Source organism: Paraburkholderia sp. BR14374 (genome assembly GCF_040948685.1).
In the GTDB taxonomy this organism is placed as follows: Bacteria; Pseudomonadota; Gammaproteobacteria; order Burkholderiales; family Burkholderiaceae; genus Paraburkholderia; species Paraburkholderia youngii.
Map to the genome: position 1 here is coordinate 200,078 of NZ_JBFPKF010000005.1, position 16,759 is coordinate 216,836.

General features: G+C 66.1%; 15 protein-coding genes. 9 read left to right on the forward strand and 6 right to left on the reverse strand.

Translation table 11 applies throughout. The features are described from left to right. Positions 1–96: 96 nt before the first annotated feature. The 3 genes from waaF to AB3X86_RS14080 form a co-directional block, all read right to left on the reverse strand. A complete protein-coding gene (gene waaF, locus AB3X86_RS14070; RefSeq protein ID WP_368596439.1) occupies positions 97–1,122 on the reverse strand; it encodes a lipopolysaccharide heptosyltransferase II in 1,026 nt (341 codons plus the stop codon). 200 nt (positions 1,123–1,322) lie between these two features. Beyond that, positions 1,323–1,517 carry a zinc-finger domain-containing protein gene (locus AB3X86_RS14075; RefSeq protein ID WP_368596440.1) on the reverse strand — a complete coding sequence of 65 codons (195 nt, stop codon included), beginning with the start codon at positions 1,515–1,517 and terminating at the stop codon, positions 1,323–1,325. Positions 1,518–1,591: 74 nt separating this feature from the next. Next, entirely contained in the window at positions 1,592–2,515 is a 924-nt protein-coding gene (locus tag AB3X86_RS14080) for a branched-chain amino acid transaminase (protein WP_176105138.1), read from the reverse strand. Positions 2,516–2,741: 226 nt separating this feature from the next. Between AB3X86_RS14080 and AB3X86_RS14085 the strand changes: the two genes are divergently transcribed. The 9 genes from AB3X86_RS14085 to AB3X86_RS14125 all read left to right on the forward strand — a co-directional run bounded on the left by AB3X86_RS14085 (position 2,742) and on the right by AB3X86_RS14125 (position 12,397). Next, on the forward strand, positions 2,742–3,497 hold the full coding sequence (locus AB3X86_RS14085; RefSeq protein ID WP_176121766.1) for an AzlC family ABC transporter permease: 756 nt from the start codon (positions 2,742–2,744) through the stop codon (positions 3,495–3,497). Beyond that, entirely contained in the window at positions 3,494–3,817 is a 324-nt protein-coding gene (locus AB3X86_RS14090; protein WP_176105140.1) for an AzlD domain-containing protein, read from the forward strand. The genes AB3X86_RS14085 and AB3X86_RS14090 overlap by 4 nt, the downstream gene beginning before the upstream one ends. Before the next feature lie 279 nt (positions 3,818–4,096). Beyond that, positions 4,097–5,290, forward strand: coding sequence for a phosphoglycerate kinase (locus tag AB3X86_RS14095; protein WP_368596441.1), 1,194 nt, complete (start codon positions 4,097–4,099; stop codon positions 5,288–5,290). 445 nt (positions 5,291–5,735) lie between these two features. Next, positions 5,736–7,172, forward strand: coding sequence for a pyruvate kinase (gene pyk, locus AB3X86_RS14100; protein ID WP_013090425.1), 1,437 nt, complete (start codon positions 5,736–5,738; stop codon positions 7,170–7,172). A 187-nt stretch (positions 7,173–7,359) separates the two neighbouring features. Then, complete coding sequence (gene fba, locus AB3X86_RS14105) at positions 7,360–8,424, forward strand: class II fructose-bisphosphate aldolase (RefSeq protein ID WP_184226434.1); 1,065 nt, start codon at positions 7,360–7,362, stop codon at positions 8,422–8,424. 145 nt (positions 8,425–8,569) lie between these two features. Continuing rightward, positions 8,570–9,460 carry a phosphoribosylaminoimidazolesuccinocarboxamide synthase gene (locus AB3X86_RS14110; protein WP_368596442.1) on the forward strand — a complete coding sequence of 297 codons (891 nt, stop codon included), beginning with the start codon at positions 8,570–8,572 and terminating at the stop codon, positions 9,458–9,460. A 57-nt stretch (positions 9,461–9,517) separates the two neighbouring features. Then, positions 9,518–10,036: a 5-(carboxyamino)imidazole ribonucleotide mutase gene (purE, locus tag AB3X86_RS14115; protein WP_013090423.1), complete on the forward strand. Its 519-nt coding sequence runs from the start codon at positions 9,518–9,520 to the stop codon at positions 10,034–10,036. Between the two features lie 104 nt (positions 10,037–10,140). Beyond that, positions 10,141–11,337 (forward strand): 5-(carboxyamino)imidazole ribonucleotide synthase, encoded by a 1,197-nt coding sequence (locus AB3X86_RS14120; RefSeq protein WP_176105145.1) that lies wholly within the window; start codon positions 10,141–10,143, stop codon positions 11,335–11,337. Positions 11,338–11,347: 10 nt separating this feature from the next. Continuing rightward, positions 11,348–12,397: an L-threonylcarbamoyladenylate synthase gene (locus tag AB3X86_RS14125; protein ID WP_368596443.1), complete on the forward strand. Its 1,050-nt coding sequence runs from the start codon at positions 11,348–11,350 to the stop codon at positions 12,395–12,397. A gap of 105 nt (positions 12,398–12,502) precedes the next feature. Here the strand turns inward: AB3X86_RS14125 and AB3X86_RS14130 are convergent, their stop codons facing one another. From AB3X86_RS14130 to dacB, 3 genes are all read right to left on the reverse strand, one after another. Beyond that, entirely contained in the window at positions 12,503–13,723 is a 1,221-nt protein-coding gene (locus tag AB3X86_RS14130; protein WP_368596444.1) for an SGNH/GDSL hydrolase family protein, read from the reverse strand. Between the two features lie 95 nt (positions 13,724–13,818). Beyond that, entirely contained in the window at positions 13,819–14,826 is a 1,008-nt protein-coding gene (locus AB3X86_RS14135) for a sterol desaturase family protein (RefSeq protein WP_368596445.1), read from the reverse strand. 188 nt (positions 14,827–15,014) lie between these two features. Beyond that, positions 15,015–16,655, reverse strand: coding sequence for a D-alanyl-D-alanine carboxypeptidase/D-alanyl-D-alanine-endopeptidase (dacB, locus tag AB3X86_RS14140; RefSeq protein WP_368596446.1), 1,641 nt, complete (start codon positions 16,653–16,655; stop codon positions 15,015–15,017). Positions 16,656–16,759 lie beyond the last annotated feature (104 nt).

Sequence of the window (16,759 nt, forward strand, 5' to 3'; positions counted from 1 at the left end):
CCATCGCCCCCGGCGTCAGCTTGCCCGTGCCGCAAGGCGCGAACATGACGCGACGCGCTCGGGGGCGTGCGGTGTTGCGTGCAAGTACCAGTCGGCTCAGCGCTGCGCGAGCAGCATGCCGCGCAAATCGCCGAAAACCTGCTCGGCGCTCAACTGCTTCAGGCAGTTCAGATGACCGAGCGGGCACTCGCGCTCAAAACAGGGGCTGCATTCGAGATGAAGCCATTGTACCTTCGCGAGCTCGGACAAGGGCGGGGTGTGGCGCGGATCGGTCGAACCGAAAACGGCCACGAGCGGGCGGCGCAGCGCGGCGGCGATGTGCATCAGGCCGGAGTCGTTGGTGACCACCGCGTTGGCCCGCGCGATCAGCGCGCAGGCCTCGCCGAGCGCGGTCTGGCCGCACAGGTTGCGCACGTTCGGCGCTTTTTCGGCGATCGCCTGCGCGAGCGGCGCGTCTTTCGGCGAACCGAGCGCGACGATCTGCGTGTACGGGAACGACTGGCCGACCATCTGCGCGAGCGCCGCGAAATGCTCGGGCGGCCAGCGCTTGGCGGGACCGTACTCGGCGCCCGGGCAGAACACCAGCAGCGGCACGCGGGTATCGAGGTTGAAGCGCGCGGATACGCGCGACGCCTCGTTCAGATCCGTGTCGAGACGCGGCATCGGCAGATCTTCGGGGACCTTGGCGCCGGGCGCGTAGGCGAGGGCGGCGTAGTGGCCGACCATCGGCGGCCGCGCGTCCTTGCGCGGATTCGCGTGACGCACGTTCAGCATGCCGTAGCGACTCTCGCCGGTGTAGCCGATGCGCAGCGGAATGCCCGCCAGCCACGGAATCAGCGCCGACTTGAACGAGTTCGGCAGCACGTAGGCCGCGTCGTAGCCGACGTCGCGCAGATCGCTCGACAGCTGCCAGCGGCGCAGCATCTGCAGCTTGCCGTGGGCGAGATCGGTCGCGTAGACGTCGCGGATTTCCGGCATGCGTTCGAGCACGGGGGCGACCCAGCTGGGCGCGACCGCGTCGATGACGATGCGCGGATGCAATTTCACGAGGCGCGCAAACAGCGGCTGCGCCATCAATGCGTCACCGATCCAGTTCGGTGCGATAACCAACGCGCGACGCATCAGAGTGGGTGTCCGGTGTCGATAACAAGCGCCGCGCGCGATGCGCGTGGCACTCGGATGGGTAAAAGGGGAAAGCGGAAAGCCGCGCGGCGCGAGGGCCTCGCGGGTCGTGCGATCGAGCCTGCGGCGCGGCGAGCGCGCGATCGAAAAGTCGCGCCTCGTGCCGCTGAAGCCGGCTTAGGACCGCTCGATGCGTGGGATCAATGACCCTTGATCACTTCGCCGTCGCGCAGCTTGTAGCGCGTGCTGCAATACGGGCAACGCGCTTCGCCGTGCGACACGTCGATGAACACGCGCGGATGCGCGCTCCAGCGTGGCATGGCCGGGTTCGGACAATATGCCGGCAGATCTTTTGCCGTCAGTTCGACCAGCGGCATTTCCTTGGTTTCGCTCATGACATTTTCTCGTTGTATGCGGGGTGCTTGCAGCGCGCCGCCGATGGGCGGCGCGGCGCATCTCGAAACGTCGCTCAGATTTTCGTGAGCCAGTGCGCGTACTTCTCGCTCTTGCCGTTCACGACGTCGAAGAAGGCGGACTGCAGCTTTTCGGTGATCGGGCCGCGCACGCCGGCGCCGATCTTGCGATTGTCGAGTTCGCGGATCGGCGTGACTTCGGCTGCCGTGCCGGTGAAGAACGCTTCGTCGCAGGTATAGACTTCGTCGCGCGTGATGCGTTTTTCGATCACCTGGATGCCCATGTCGCGCGCGAGCGTGATCACGGTGTCGCGCGTGATGCCGTCGAGGCACGACGACAGGTCAGGCGTATACAGCTTGCCGTTGTTGACGAGGAAGAAGTTCTCCCCCGAGCCTTCCGACACGTAGCCGTCGACGTCGAGCAGCAGCGCTTCGTCGTAGCCGTCGGCGATCGCTTCCTGGTTCGCGAGGATCGAGTTCACGTACCAGCCCGATGCCTTCGCGCGCACCATCGACACGTTCACGTGATGGCGCGTGAACGACGACGTCTTCACGCGAATACCCTTGGTGATGCCGTCTTCGCCGAGGTAGGCGCCCCACGGCCACGCGGCGATCGCGACGTGAATCGTGTTGCCCTTGGCCGACACGCCGAGCTTTTCCGAGCCGACCCAGATGATCGGGCGCAGATAGCACGTCTCGAGCTTGTTCTCGCGGACCACTTCGCGCTGCGCGGCGGCGAGCGTTTCATGGTCGAACGGCACGTCCATCTGGAAGATCTTCGCCGAGTTCAGCAGGCGCTTGGTGTGCTCCTGCAGGCGGAAAATCGCGGTGGCGCCGTCGGCCGTCTTGTAAGCGCGCACACCCTCGAACACGCCCATGCCGTAGTGCAGCGTGTGGGTGAGCACGTGGATTTTGGCATCGCGCCAGTCGATGAGCTTGCCATCCATCCAGATCTTGCCGTCGCGGTCGGCCATTGACATACGGTTCTCCAGCAGGTGCGTTATGAGGTGCGGCCATGAGCGCAGGACATAGCCGGGACCGCTATTTTAGCGTCTTTTGCACACACAACGGGCATTTGGGCGCACCCCGGGCGCTATAATCCAGCGCACGCATAAATCAACTCCGGATGCGCCAGCGGGTGGTCTCGCAAGCTGGCGCCGGCCCGGCCTTCTTGACGGCGTTCCCTGCGCCCGCAATCTTCGCCCGATGCTCGCTCGACTGTCCGACACCGATCGCCGCGCTTTTCGTGAAGGCGCGCGCGCCTATGCCCCCACGCTGATGGCAATTTTTTCCTGGGGCCTCGTGACGGGCATCGCGATGAGCAAGTCCGTGCTGACGCTGCCGCAGGCGCTCACGATGTCCCTGCTGTGCTACGCCGGTTCGTCGCAGCTGGCGGTGCTGCCGCTCCTCGCGGCGAAGCTGCCGGTGTGGACCGTGCTGCTTACCGCGGCGATGGTCAACACCCGCTTCGTGATCTTCAGCGTCGGCCTCGCGCCGCACTTCTCGTATCTGCCGATGTGGCGGCGCATCGTGCTCGGCTATTTCAACGGCGACGTGATCTATCTGCTGTTCGTCAAGAAGAGCTTTCCGACCGGCTACGTGCCGGGCAAGGAGGCGTACTTCTGGGGCATGGCGGTATCGAGCTGGCTGTCCTGGCAGGTGTCGTCGATCGTCGGCATCCTGCTCGCGAGCCTGATTCCGGACAACTGGGGGCTCGCGCTCGCCGGTACGCTCGCGCTGTTGCCCATCATGGTGTCGGCGGTCGCGACGCGCTCCACGCTGGCCGCGGTCAGCGTGGCCGCCATCGTGGCGCTGCTCGCGCTCGATCTGCCGTATCGGCTCGCGCTGCCGTTCGCGGTGATCGCGGCGATCGTCGCCGGCAGCGCAGCCGACCTGATGATCGAGCGCGCGGACCTGCGCCGCATCCGCGGCGTGAACGATCGCGCCGGAGATTCCCGATGACCTCAACGCAAATCTGGCTCGCCATCTTCGGCATGACCTTCGTCACCGCGCTCACGCGCGCGATGTTCCTGATCGGCGGCGAGCGCACGGTACTGCCGGCGCGCGTGCAGAAGATGCTGCGCTACGCGCCGGCCGCCGCGCTCGCCGCCGTGGTGGTGCCCGACGTGTTGACGACACCCGACGGACTGTCGTTGGCGGCTTCCAATCATGAGCTTTACGCGACCCTCGCCGGCCTCGGCTGGTTTTTGTGGCGCCGCACCATGCTCGGCACGATCGTGACCGGAATGGTCGTGTTCACGCTGATGCGCGTCTTCCTGTGATGGTCCGGCTCCAAGTGTGGAGATGATGCCGCGCCGCGCGGCAGCGACGGCCTCGCGGTCAAATACGCGAGATTCGCCGTGTCGCGGTCAGATGGCCGTTGGGATCAGTTAAAATGCCCTCTTCCGGGTTGAGCGCGCCCCCGCAAGGCGCCTGGTGCCGCGGCCGGCCGCCGGCGCCCGATCCCGCGGAGCCGTTGGGCCGAAGCGCCGGAGTTCGCCGCGTCTCGTCCCCGCGCGCTGTCCGCCACCGCCTTCTCATCAACTCGCATACTCAAGCCCATGAACAAGGTATTGCGTCTCTCCGACCTGATCGCCGAAGGCAAGCTGTCCGGCAAACGCGTGTTCATCCGCGCCGATCTGAACGTGCCGCAGGACGATCAAGGCAACGTCACCGAAGACACCCGCATCCGCGCTTCCGTGCCGGCCATCAAGGCCGCGCTCGACGCCGGCGCCGCCGTGATGGTCACCTCGCACCTGGGTCGCCCGACCGAAGGCGACTTCAAGCCGGAAGACTCGCTCGCGCCGGTGGCGAAGCGTCTCGCCGAGCTGCTAGGCCGCGACGTGCCGCTCGTCGCGAACTGGGTCGAAAACGGCGTGAACGTCGCGCCGGGCTCGGTCGTGCTGCTCGAAAACTGCCGCGTGAACAAGGGCGAAAAGAAAGATTCCGACGAGCTCGCGCAGAAAATGGCCAAGCTCTGCGATATCTACGTGAACGACGCGTTCGGCACCGCGCACCGCGCCGAAGCGACCACGCACGGCATCGCGAAATATGCGCCGATCGCCTGCGCGGGTCCGCTGCTCGCCGCTGAGCTCGAAGCGCTCGGCAAGGCGCTCGGCGCACCGAAGCGTCCGCTCGTGGCGATCGTCGCGGGTTCGAAGGTGTCGACCAAGCTGACCATCCTGAAGTCGCTTGCTGAGAAGGTCGACCAGCTGATCGTCGGCGGCGGCATCGCCAATACGTTCATGCTCGCGGCCGGCCTGAAGATCGGCAAGTCGCTCGCCGAAGCCGATCTCGTCGCCGAAGCGAAGGCGATCATCGACGCGGCCAAGGCCCGCGGCGCCTCGGTGCCGATTCCGACCGACGTGGTCACGGCCAAGGAGTTCTCGCCGACCGCGAAGGCCGAAGTGAAGGCCGTCGCCGATGTGCAGGACGACGACATGATTCTCGACATCGGCCCGGAAACGGCCAAGGTGCTCGCCGCACAGCTCGAGAAGGCCGGCACGATCGTGTGGAACGGCCCGGTCGGCGTGTTCGAGTTCGACCAGTTCGGCAACGGCACGAAGACGCTCGCGGACGCGATCGCGCGCTCGGCGGCGTTCTCGATCGCAGGCGGCGGCGACACGCTCGCGGCGATCGCCAAGTACGGCATCCACGATCGGGTCAGCTACATTTCGACGGGCGGCGGCGCGTTCCTCGAGTTCCTCGAGGGCAAGAAGCTGCCGGCGGTCGAAGTTCTGGAATCGCGGGCTTAACGTGGCGACGCGCTCCCCGGCGGCGAAGTCGACCAAGGCGCGTCGCGCGAAAGCGCCGCGCGGTAACGCGACAACACCGGCACGGGAGCGCGCGACACGCGCGGCCGCTGCGTCGGCGACGCCCGGACAGGACGTGGCCGCCGAGGCGCTGATAGCGCCCGCGGCCGCCGACGTGCAGCAACTGCCAACTTCTTCACAAGCCGAATCTGGTCAACACGATTTGGCCCAGCCGGAACAGCCTTCCGGCAAGCAGCACAGCAAATCTCCGGCGCGCGAGGCGCCGGTCCCGAATACTGCATCACCCGCATCGCCCGCACCCGCCTCACTCCACAAAGCGACACCGGCCACAGCCGGCGCGCGACCCCACGTAGCATCTTTCGATGCGCGAACTCCGCAGCAGCCCCGCAGCGCTCTTTCCAGCGATTCCATCCAGACGAGGAGACTCATGCATCGCGCCACCAAGATTGTCGCTACTGTCGGTCCGGCTTCCAGCACGCCGGAAATCCTGCTGCAAATGATTCAGGCAGGATTGGACGTGGTGCGGCTCAATTTCTCACACGGCACCGCCGACGACCATCGCCAGCGCGCCGAATACGTTCGCGAGGCGGCCCGCCAAGCCGGCCGCGAAGTCGCCATCATGGCCGACCTGCAAGGCCCGAAGATTCGCGTCGGCAAATTCGAGAACGGCCGCACGACGCTCGTCACCGGCAATCCTTTCATCCTCGATGCGGAATGCGAACTCGGCAACGACGAGCGCGTCGGCCTCGACTACAAGGACCTGCCGCGCGACCTGAAGCCGGGCGACGTGCTGCTGCTCAACGACGGCCTGATCGTGCTCAACGTGCAGCGCGTGATCGGCCAGGAGATCCACACGATCGTGAAGATCGGCGGTGAGCTGTCGAACAACAAGGGGATCAACCGCCAGGGCGGCGGCCTGTCGGCGCCCGCGCTGACCGCGAAGGACATGGAGGACATCCGCACGGCGATGTCGCTCGGTGTCGATTTCATCGCGGTGTCGTTCCCGAAGAACGCGACCGACATGGAAATGGCCCGCCAGCTGGCGAACATCGCCGGCGCGCCGTACGGCATCAAGCCGAAGATGATCGCGAAGATCGAGCGCGCGGAAGCGATTCCGGCGCTGCAAGGCATTCTCGACGCTTCGGACGGCATCATGGTCGCGCGTGGCGACCTGGCCGTGGAAGTCGGCAATGCCGCCGTGCCGGCGCTGCAAAAGCGCATGATCCGCATGGCGCGCGAGTCGAACAAGTTCGTGATCACCGCGACGCAGATGATGGAGTCGATGATCCACGCGCCCGTGCCGACCCGCGCGGAAGTGTCGGACGTCGCCAATGCGGTGCTCGACGGCACCGACGCGGTGATGCTGTCGGCGGAATCGGCGGCGGGCAAGTACCCGGTACAGACCATCGAGACCATGGCCGCGATCTGCGTGGAAGCGGAAAAGTCCGAGCAGTCGGAGCTCGACAAGGATTTCCTCGACCGCACGTTCACGCGGATCGACCAGTCGATCGCGATGGGTGCCCTCTTCACCGCCTACCACCTCGGCGCCAAGGCGATCGTTGCGCTAACCGAATCGGGCTCGACCGCGCTGTGGATGTCGCGCCACTGGACCCACGTGCCGATCTTCGCGCTGACGCCGCGCGTCGGCAGCGAACGCGCGATGGCGCTATACCGCAACGTGACCTCGCTGCATCTGGACACCAACACCGACCGCGACACGGCGCTGCAGCAGGCGCTCGAAACGGTGGTCGGCAAGGGCTACGCGTCGCACGGCGATATGGTCGTGCTGACGGTCGGTGAGCCGATGGGGCAGGCGGGCGGCACAAATACGCTGAAGATCGTGCGGGTCGGTGAACCGTACTGATCAGGCAGGACTGCTCGATCGGCACGGGCTCGATTGAGCGAAGCAGGCCGGCGAAACCCGCACGGTCCATGTGCGACGGCGCACCAAAGCGCCGGTGTCGCCGCGGGAACGCCGCCTGCTTCGCGATAAAATCGCCGCAAAAGATGCCGACGGCAAAAGAATTCGTTTCAATCCAAGGAGTTTAAGCATGCCTCTCGTATCAATGCGTCAACTGCTGGACCATGCCGCGGAAAACGGCTATGGCCTTCCGGCATTCAACGTGAACAACCTGGAGCAGGTGCAGGCGATCATGGCCGCGGCCGACAAGGTCAACGCCCCGGTCATCATGCAGGCGTCGGCTGGCGCGCGTAAGTACGCGGGCGAGCCGTTCCTGCGTCATCTGATCGAAGCGGCGGTCGAGTCGTATCCGCACATTCCGGTCGTGATGCACCAGGATCACGGTCAGTCGCCGGCAGTGTGTATGGCGGCGATCCGCAGCGGTTTCACCAGCGTGATGATGGACGGTTCGCTCGAAGCCGACGGCAAGACGGTCGCATCGTACGAGTACAACGTCGAAGTGTCGCGCAAGGTCGTCGAAGCGGCGCACTCGATCGGCGTCACCGTCGAGGCGGAGCTGGGCGTGCTCGGTTCGCTCGAAACGATGAAGGGCGACAAGGAAGACGGTCACGGCGCCGAGGGCACGATGACGCGCGAGCAGCTGCTGACCGATCCGGAGCAGGCCGCCGACTTCGTCAAGCTGACCCAGTGCGACGCGCTGGCCATCGCGATCGGCACCTCGCACGGCGCCTACAAGTTCAGCAAGAAGCCGACGGGAGACATCTTGTCGATTCAGCGCATCAAGGAAATCCATCAGCGCATTCCGAACACGCACCTCGTGATGCACGGCTCGTCGTCGGTGCCGCAGGAGCTGCTCGCGGAAATCCGCGAATTCGGCGGCGACATGAAGGAAACCTACGGCGTGCCGGTCGAGGAAATCCAGGAAGGTATCCGTCACGGCGTGCGCAAGGTCAACATCGACACCGACCTGCGTCTGGCAATCACGGGTGCGATCCGCCGCTACATGGCGACCAACCCGGGCAAGTTCGATCCGCGCGATTACCTGAAGCCGGCGCGCGAAGCGGCGATGAAGATCTGTATCGACCGTTACACGCAATTCGGCTGCGAAGGCCAGGCTGGCAAGATCAAGCCGGTTTCGCTTGATAAAATTGCAGAGAAGTACAAGTCGGGCGAGCTCGCGCAAGTCGTCCGCTAAGCTGTAGTTTTGGCTCCGCGCCTGGCCGCGCGCTTAGCCGTTTGGCCAGGTTGTCGTCCGATCGCCGTTCCCGCATCATCGGGGGAACGGCGTTTCCCTTTTGTTCCGGTCACATTTTTTGCCCCACTTTTAGCGAACCACGACGATGTCTACCCTTTACGAATCCACGCTCCGCTCTCTGCCGCTGCTCGGCCGCGGCAAAGTCCGCGACAACTATGCGGTGGGCAACGACCAGTTGCTGATCGTCACGACCGACCGACTGTCGGCGTTCGACGTGATCATGGGCGAGCCGATTCCGAACAAGGGCCGCGTGCTCAACGCGATGGCGAACTTCTGGTTCGAGAAGCTGCAGCACGTGGTGCCGAACCACCTGACGGGCGTCGCGCCCGAGTCGGTGGTCGCGCCGGACGAAGTCGAGCAGGTCAAGGGGCGCGCGGTGGTCGTCAAGCGTCTCGAGCCGATCCTCGTCGAAGCGGTAGTGCGCGGCTATCTGGCCGGCAGCGGCTGGAAAGATTACCAGGCCACCGGGTCGGTCTGCGGCGTGCAACTGCCGGCGGGCCTGCAAAACGCGCAGAAGCTGCCCGAGCCGATCTTCACGCCGGCTGCCAAGGCCGAGATGGGCCACCACGACGAAAACATCACCTACGACGAGATGGAGCGCCGCATCGGCACCGAGCTGTCGGCCACGATTCGCGACATCTCGATCCGCCTGTACAAGGAAGCCGCTGATTACGCGGCGACGCGCGGCATCATCATCGCGGACACGAAGTTCGAATTCGGTCTCGACAACCACGGCAAGCTGTACCTGATGGATGAGGCGCTCACGGCCGATTCGTCGCGCTTCTGGCCGGCCGACCAGTACCGGGTCGGCACCAACCCGCCGTCGTTCGACAAGCAGTTCGTGCGCGATTGGCTCGAAACCCAGCCGTGGAAGAAAGAGCCGCCGGCGCCGAAGCTGCCGGACGATGTGGTCGCCAAGACGGGCGAGAAGTACCAGGAAGCGCTCGAGCGCCTGACCGGGCACAAGCTCGACTAATCTGATTGCGCGCGCCGTGTCAGGCGCGCATCGCCCGGAAACAAGGAAGCCGTAAAGATGAGTGAAGCACAAACCGCCCATAAGCATGATGCGCCGGTCGTCGGCGTATTGATGGGCTCCAGTTCCGACTGGGAAGTGATGAAAAACGCCGTCGCGATTCTGCAGGAATTCGGCGTGCCGTACGAAGCGAAGGTAGTGTCCGCGCACCGCATGCCGGACGAAATGTTCGCCTATGCTGAAAGCGCGCGCGAGCGCGGCATTCGCGCAATCATCGCGGGCGCGGGCGGCGCGGCGCACCTACCCGGCATGCTGGCCGCCAAAACCACGGTGCCGGTGCTCGGCGTACCGGTCGCGAGCAAGTATCTGAAGGGCGTCGATTCGCTGCATTCGATCGTGCAGATGCCCAAGGGCGTGCCGGTCGCGACGTTTGCGATCGGCGAAGCGGGCGCCGCGAACGCGGCGCTGTTCGCGGTGTCGCTGCTGTCCGGCACCAGCGCCGAATACGCGGACAAGCTCGCTGCATTCCGCGTGCGCCAGAATGAAGCGGCTCACGCGATGGTATTGCCGGCGCTGTAAGTGCGCCGGTTGTTTGATAAGACGTCCCCTGTCCGACCCCCGGCCGGATGCCCGCCGCTCGGTATGCGAGCGCGACGCGTATCCGGCCGCGACCGACCACCAAGATGAACCCTGACAACACACCGGTTTCACCGATTCTGCCCGGCGCATGGCTTGGCATGGTCGGTGGCGGCCAGCTCGGCCGCATGTTCTGTTTTGCCGCCCAGGCGATGGGCTATCGCGTTGCCGTCCTCGATCCGGACGAAACCAGCCCGGCGGGCGCGGTCGCCGACCGCCACCTGCGCGCGGCCTACGACGACGAAGCGGCGCTGACCGAACTCGCGCGGCTGTGCGCGGCGGTGTCGACCGAATTCGAGAACGTGCCGGCCGCGAGCCTCGACTTTCTCGGCAAGACCACCTTCGTGAGCCCGGCGGGGCGTTGCGTCGCCGTCGCGCAAGACCGGATCGCCGAGAAGCGCTTTATCGCGTCGTCGGGCGTGACGGTCGCGCCGCACGTCGTGATCGAGTCGTCGGATGCGCTCGCGGGGCTGGGCGATGCCGAGCTCGAAGCGGTGCTGCCCGGTATTCTGAAAACGGCGCGCATGGGCTACGACGGCAAGGGTCAGATTCGCGTGCGTAACGCCGAGGAAGTGCGCGAGGCGCATGCGTCGCTCGGCGGCGTGCCGTGCGTGCTCGAGAAACGCCTGCCGCTGAAGTTCGAAGTGTCGGCGCTGATCGCGCGCACGGCGAGCGGGGCGTCGGTCGTCTATCCGCTCGCGCAGAACACCCATCGCGATGGCGTGCTGTCGCACACCATCGTTCCCGCGCCGGATGCATCGCCCGCGCTGGTGCAGCAGGCTCAACAGGCCGCGCTGCGGATCGCCGAGACACTCGGCTATGTCGGCGTGCTGTGCGTCGAGTTTTTCATTCTCGAGGACGGCTCGCTGGTCGCCAACGAAATGGCGCCGCGTCCGCACAACTCCGGCCACTACACGGTCGACGCCTGCGCGACGAGCCAGTTCGAGCAGCAGGTGCGCGCGATGACCAGCATGCCGCTCGGCGACACGCGCCAGCATTCGCCGGCGGTGATGCTGAACATCCTCGGCGACGTGTGGTTCCCGGACGGTCCGAAGCGCGCGGCGGTCACGCCGCCGTGGCAGGAAGTCGCGGCGATGCCGGCCGCGCGCCTGCATCTGTACGGTAAGGAAGAGGCGCGTTGCGGCCGCAAGATGGGTCACGTGAACTTCACCGCGTCGACGCTCGAAGAAGCCCGCACGGCGGCGCGCGATTGCGCGCGGCTGCTGCACATCGCTACCAGCTGAAGCGCGCGCCATGCCGGATCAACAGAAACCCGCCGAGGACGCTACCAACGCGTTGCCGGTCAGCGCCGCGCAGATCGAGCACGCGGCGGCCTTGCTCGACGCGGGTGGGCTGGTCGCGTTTCCGACCGAGACCGTGTACGGCCTCGGCGGCGATGCCGAGAACCCGGACGCGGTCGCGCGCATTTACGCGGCGAAGGGGCGGCCGGCCAATCATCCGGTGATCGTGCATCTCGCGCCGCATGGCGATCCGAACTACTGGGTCGAGCATTTGCCGGCCGATGCACAACGCCTGATCGACACGTTCTGGCCGGGGCCGCTCACGCTGATCCTCAAGCGCGCCGCGCGGATTCCCGCGGCGGTCAGCGGCGGGCAGGATTCGGTGGGACTGCGCTGCCCGTCGCATCCGGTAGCGCAGGCCTTGCTCGAAGCGTTCAGCGCGTTGCGCGGAGGGCATGGCGGCGTCGCCGCGCCATCGGCGAACCGCTTCGGGCATGTGAGCCCGACCACCGCGCAGCATGTGCGCGACGAATTCGGCAGCGCGATTCATGTGCTCGACGGCGGCGCGTCGGATGTCGGCATCGAGTCGACGATTCTGGATCTGTCGCGCGGCTTTCCGGCGCTGCTGAGGCCCGGTCGCGTGACGCCGCAGGATATCGCCGACGTGCTTGGCGAGGCGCCGCGTCTGCCCGACGGGTCGGATGCGACCGCGCCGCGCGCATCGGGCACGTTGAAAGCGCATTACGCGCCGCGCACGCCGCTCGCGCTGCTGCCGTTTAGCGAACTCGAGCCGCTCCTCGCGGTGCGCGCGCCGGGCGAGCGCGTCGCGCTGGTCGCGCGCGCGTCGCGTGCGGGACAGTGGGCCGATGCCGACGGCGTGCATTTCGTCGCGGCGCCGGAAGACCCGCACGTCTATGCGCGCGAACTCTACGGCTTGCTGCGCGCGCTCGATCGCGCGAACGTCACGCGGATTCTGATCGAGAAGCTGCCCGACACGATCGAATGGATCGCGGTCAACGATCGGCTCGGGCGCGCGGCGGCGGCATTCGAAGCGCAGCGCTGACGCGCTCGGCTCGCTGCGCTGCATAGCGTGGCTAGCGAAAAAAACGAAGGCCCGGCTCGTTCAACGGGCCGGGCCTTTTGCTATCCAGGCAAGCTTGACGCCGCGTTACTTCCCAAGCCCGCTAGCAGCGATCTGCTTCTCGACCTGCTGCGCGATCAGCGCTCCCGTATGCGTGGTCGGATGCACGAGGTCGGCGAAGATGTAGGTCTGGTCCGCGCCGGCCACCGTGTAGGTTTCCGGCGAACAGAACAGCGACGACGCTAGCGAGTTGCCGAAAGCCGCCGCCGTCTGGCCGGATGCGAGCACGCTCGGGTTCTTCGTCGCGTACGCGGTCGCGGCCGCAGCCATCGACGTCAGGTTACACGCGGTGCCCGTATTCGACACGGTGAAGCCGAGCGCCTGGTAGTTGGCCAACGTCTGGTCCAGCAACGCGAACGAGTCCAGGTAGATCACCTGCGAGGTCGACGCGAGCCCTTGTTTCAGCACGCCGTTGTAGGTCTGAACCAGTGCGTTGATGAGTGCCTGGCCTGATGTGCCCGCGGCGAGACCTTGCGGGGTCTGCGCGATGTCCGGCACGTTTGACACCACCACATGCGTCGCGCCCGCGGCGACGATCTTTTGCACCGTGGCGACGAACGTGGTCGCCGCGGTCTGGATCGCCAGCAACTCGGTCTGCGTGGCCGTAGCCGACGCGGTGGCGGCCGCCGCCTGTGCGGCGGCCGCGCTGCCGCCGGCCTGGAGCACCGCCGTGGCCGCTGCCGTGCCGGCAGCCGAGACCGTTTGCACCGCGACGAAGATGTCGTTCGCGCCGCCGTTGATCAGCACGAGCTGGTTCGAATTGAAGCTGTTGTTGTGCGCAGACAGATACTCGCTGACCTGTGTCGTGACCGGCACCGTAGTCGCGGCCATGTTGTTCGGCGCGAAGCCGACGCCCGGCTGCAGATCGACACGCGAGCCGCCTTGCGCATAACCGAGACCGCCCGCCGCGGTGAGCGGGTTGCCGAAGCCGCCGACGTACGCGGGGGTGAGCGTGCCGCCATAGTACTCGGCGACCTTCTGCGTCCAGATTTCGCCCGGATTCGTGGTGAAGCGGCCGCCGCCCGTGCCGACGTTCGCCTGAACCGCCGCCTGGTAGGTGCCGACATCCGACAGGCTGTCGCCGAACGACACGACCTGCAGCGAGACGCCCCCCGGCGGCGTGTTGCTGCTCGAACTATTGTTGTCGCCGCCACCGCCGCACGCTGCGAGCGCTGCGAACGCTGCGCTCGCCACGGCGATCTGCGTGACGCGCAACCATTGCTGTTTCTTCCAAGCGGTTTGATTCATGTTGACTACATCTCCTCGTATGTGTGGCCCTTGATGCCATGTGTTGCAGGCGGCGTCCACCGCGTTGGCGGCGTGACGACAGCTTACAGAATCTTCTACGGCGTGCGCGATGTCCGCAGCGCGGCCATATGGTTTGGGTTCAAGCCGGGTAGTTCGGCGGTGGCTTTGCTCATGGTGTCGTTCGTACCCGCATGCGGATGCGCGTTCGATCCGGCGCGGAGGCCGCTGGCGCCGCCAGGCATCACCGCGCGCTGCGCATGATAAGCGGCGGCCCAAGCGGGCGGCGCGAACAGCGCGCGCCACTTGTTGCGCCAGCCGCGCACGCTTGCGAAGTCCGCGGCCATCGACGCCCATTCGTGGAACGTCGCCTTCAGCGGGTTGTACGTGTAAAGCGGCTCGACGATGCCGTATTGCGGCGTCTCGTGCGGATCTTCGTCGACGTAGCTGCCGAACAGGCGATCCCAGATCACCAGCACGCCTGCGTAATTGCGATCGATGTAGCGATCGTTGCGCGCATGATGCACACGATGGATCGACGGCGTGTTGAACACGTACTCGAGCCAGCCGAGCTTGCCGATCACCTGCGTATGCACGAAGAACTGGAAGCCGAGATTGATCAGCACGATCGCGACGATCTGCTCAGCGGCAAAGCCGAGGAACGCGAGCGGAATCCAGAACACCCACATGCCGGCGATCGGGTACATCAGGCTCTGGCGGAACGCGGTCGAAAAATTCATCCGCTCCGACGAGTGATGCACGACGTGTGCGGCCCATAGCCAGCGCACCCGATGACTGCAGCGATGAAACACGTAATAGAGCAGGTCCTGCGCGACGAACAGCACGACGAACGACAGCCACGTCGTTGGCCATGTATGAATGCGGTAGTGCTCGTAGAAGAACGCGTAGACAGGGATGATCGCGAGCCACGCGAGTTTGTCGGCGGCCTGCTGCAGCAGCGCGAGCGCGGCGTTGCACAGCGTGTCGCGCCAGCTGTAGAGCCGCTCGGCCGGGCGCGTGCGGCTCACGTGCCACGCCTCCCAGCCGATGCAGGCAAGAAAGACGGGCGCCATGGCGAGCAGCAGCAATTCGGCATCGAATTGCATCGTGTCTCCCTTCCTGGTCCCTGACCGCCGCGCGGTACGCGGCGGGTGGTGTCGTTATCGTTGGTGAAGGTCGCGCGGTCCGACGACCGGCGCCCTGCGCGGCAAGCGCGTGATGCCGCGCACCGCATGATGCCCGACAGCGTACACGGTTAGAAGCTTGCCGCGCGCGGCATCGCTAGAAGGAATACTCAGTGGCCGCCGCGCTTGCGCGGGTTTTTCCTGGGCTTCTCGCGCACTGCCTCGATGGGCGCGGCGACCTTCGTGAAGCCCTGCGACGGGCCTTCGTACACCCATTCGAGCAGCGCGTCGTGCGCGGCGCGCGCCGCTTCGGAATGCGGATCGTTGATCAGGCTGACGACGATGTAGCTGTTGCCGTCGGCCGATGCGACGTAGCCCGCGATCGCGCGCACGTCGCGCAGCGTGCCGGTCTTGATGTGAGCGTTGCCGCCCGCGCCCTGGCTGGTCAGGCGGTTGCGCATCGTGCCGTCGACACCGGCGATCGGCAGCGAATCGACGAAGACCTGCGCGACCGGGCTCGCGTTCGCGCGCTGCAGCACATCGGCGAGCGCGAGCGCGGTGATGTGCTCGTCGCGCGACAGGCCCGAGCCGTTGTCGAGCGACAGGTATTCGGTGTTCAGGCTGTCGCGGGTCAGGAAAGCTTCGACCGCGTGCGCGGCTTTCGCGGGCGTGGCGGGCGCTCTTTCCTCGGCGGCGCCGATGGTCAGGAACAGGTTGCGCGCCATCGTGTTGTTGCTGAACTTGTTGATGTCGCGAACGATGTCCGACAGCATCGGCCCCTCGTGCGTCGCGACGAGCTTCACGCCAGCGGGCACCGCGCCTTCGCGGGTTGTGCCCGTGAAAGTGCCGCCAGTTTGCTGCCACAGCGCGAGGAAGCCGCGCGCGAAGAACGTCGAGTGATCGAGCACGGCGACGTTGATCGTGCGCGAATCGCAACGCACCGGCAGGTCGCCAATGAACGACGCAACGAGCGTGCCGTCAGGTTGTGGCGTGACGGTCGGCGTCGGCAGCTCGCCGCGGCATGGGCCGTTCGTCGCGCGCAACTGGTTGTCGATGCGCAACTGAGCGAGCGCGGGCAGCACGTCGATCGCTACCGTGCCGTCCGGCGATGGCGTCAGCGTGAACGACAGCGATTTGAACGCGTACAGCAGCGGATCGGGGCCGACGTTGTACGGTGCGTTCACGTCATCGTCGAACGCGGGCAGGTCGCGGGTCGACGGATCGAAGTAGCGCTTGTCGAGCACTAGCGCGCCGTCGATGCCGTTGATGCCCGCCTTGTGAATCTTCTGCACGAGGTCGATCAGTTCTTCGGGCACGAGCTTCGGGTCGCCGGTGCCCTGGATGTACAGATTGCCGTGCAGCACGCCGTTTGCGTCGAGCGGGCCGTCCGCGTACGCGCTGGTGCGCCAGCGGTAGCCGGTGCCGAGGATCGACAGGCCTGCATAGGTGGTGACGAGCTTCATCGTCGAGGCGGGCATCATCGGCTTGCCGGCGTTCAGCGCGAGGATCGGCGTGCGATCGCCGACCTTTTCGACGACCACGCTGATCGACGACAACGGCACGTGCGCGCGGTGCAGGCCGACCATCACCGGTTGCGGCAGTACCGTCGTGACGTTGATGCTCGGATGGGTGGCCTTGATGCGTGCCTGCGCGGCCAGCGGCAGCAGCGCGCCCGCGCCGAGCGTGGCGGCGCAGAGCCAGACGGCGGCGCGCGTCGCGAAGCGGTTAGGCATGAAGGCTGCGCGATGGAGCATACGGCGCGAGCGCAACGCCATACGGCGTGCGATGGAAGACAGAAAAGCGTGCGTCATGAACGGGTGAACGGGCAAACGGACGAGCGGGATTTCAAGGTGTGCGGCGTGCAGCGTGCGCGGGACAATGAAACGGCAAGCTGGTCGGTTCGACGGCGCGGTAG

Excerpts from the sequence above, each read along its gene's own strand:
- AB3X86_RS14095 (WP_368596441.1), top strand. The coding sequence starts at position 4,097 with ATGAACAAGGTATTGCGTCTCTCCGACCTGATCGCCGAAGGCAAGCTG.
- AB3X86_RS14125 (WP_368596443.1), top strand. The coding sequence starts at position 11,348 with ATGCCGGATCAACAGAAACCCGCCGAGGACGCTACCAACGCGTTGCCG.
- waaF (WP_368596439.1), bottom strand. The coding sequence starts at position 1,122 with ATGCGTCGCGCGTTGGTTATCGCACCGAACTGGATCGGTGACGCATTG.
- AB3X86_RS14080 (WP_176105138.1), bottom strand. The coding sequence starts at position 2,515 with ATGTCAATGGCCGACCGCGACGGCAAGATCTGGATGGATGGCAAGCTC.
- AB3X86_RS14130 (WP_368596444.1), bottom strand. The coding sequence starts at position 13,723 with ATGAATCAAACCGCTTGGAAGAAACAGCAATGGTTGCGCGTCACGCAG.
- purE (WP_013090423.1), top strand. The coding sequence starts at position 9,518 with ATGAGTGAAGCACAAACCGCCCATAAGCATGATGCGCCGGTCGTCGGC.
- AB3X86_RS14075 (WP_368596440.1), bottom strand. The coding sequence starts at position 1,517 with ATGAGCGAAACCAAGGAAATGCCGCTGGTCGAACTGACGGCAAAAGAT.
- AB3X86_RS14135 (WP_368596445.1), bottom strand. The coding sequence starts at position 14,826 with ATGCAATTCGATGCCGAATTGCTGCTGCTCGCCATGGCGCCCGTCTTT.
- dacB (WP_368596446.1), bottom strand. The coding sequence starts at position 16,655 with ATGACGCACGCTTTTCTGTCTTCCATCGCACGCCGTATGGCGTTGCGC.
- AB3X86_RS14120 (WP_176105145.1), top strand. The coding sequence starts at position 10,141 with ATGAACCCTGACAACACACCGGTTTCACCGATTCTGCCCGGCGCATGG.
- fba (WP_184226434.1), top strand. The coding sequence starts at position 7,360 with ATGCCTCTCGTATCAATGCGTCAACTGCTGGACCATGCCGCGGAAAAC.
- pyk (WP_013090425.1), top strand. The coding sequence starts at position 5,736 with ATGCATCGCGCCACCAAGATTGTCGCTACTGTCGGTCCGGCTTCCAGC.
- AB3X86_RS14090 (WP_176105140.1), top strand. The coding sequence starts at position 3,494 with ATGACCTCAACGCAAATCTGGCTCGCCATCTTCGGCATGACCTTCGTC.
- AB3X86_RS14085 (WP_176121766.1), top strand. The coding sequence starts at position 2,742 with ATGCTCGCTCGACTGTCCGACACCGATCGCCGCGCTTTTCGTGAAGGC.
- AB3X86_RS14110 (WP_368596442.1), top strand. The coding sequence starts at position 8,570 with ATGTCTACCCTTTACGAATCCACGCTCCGCTCTCTGCCGCTGCTCGGC.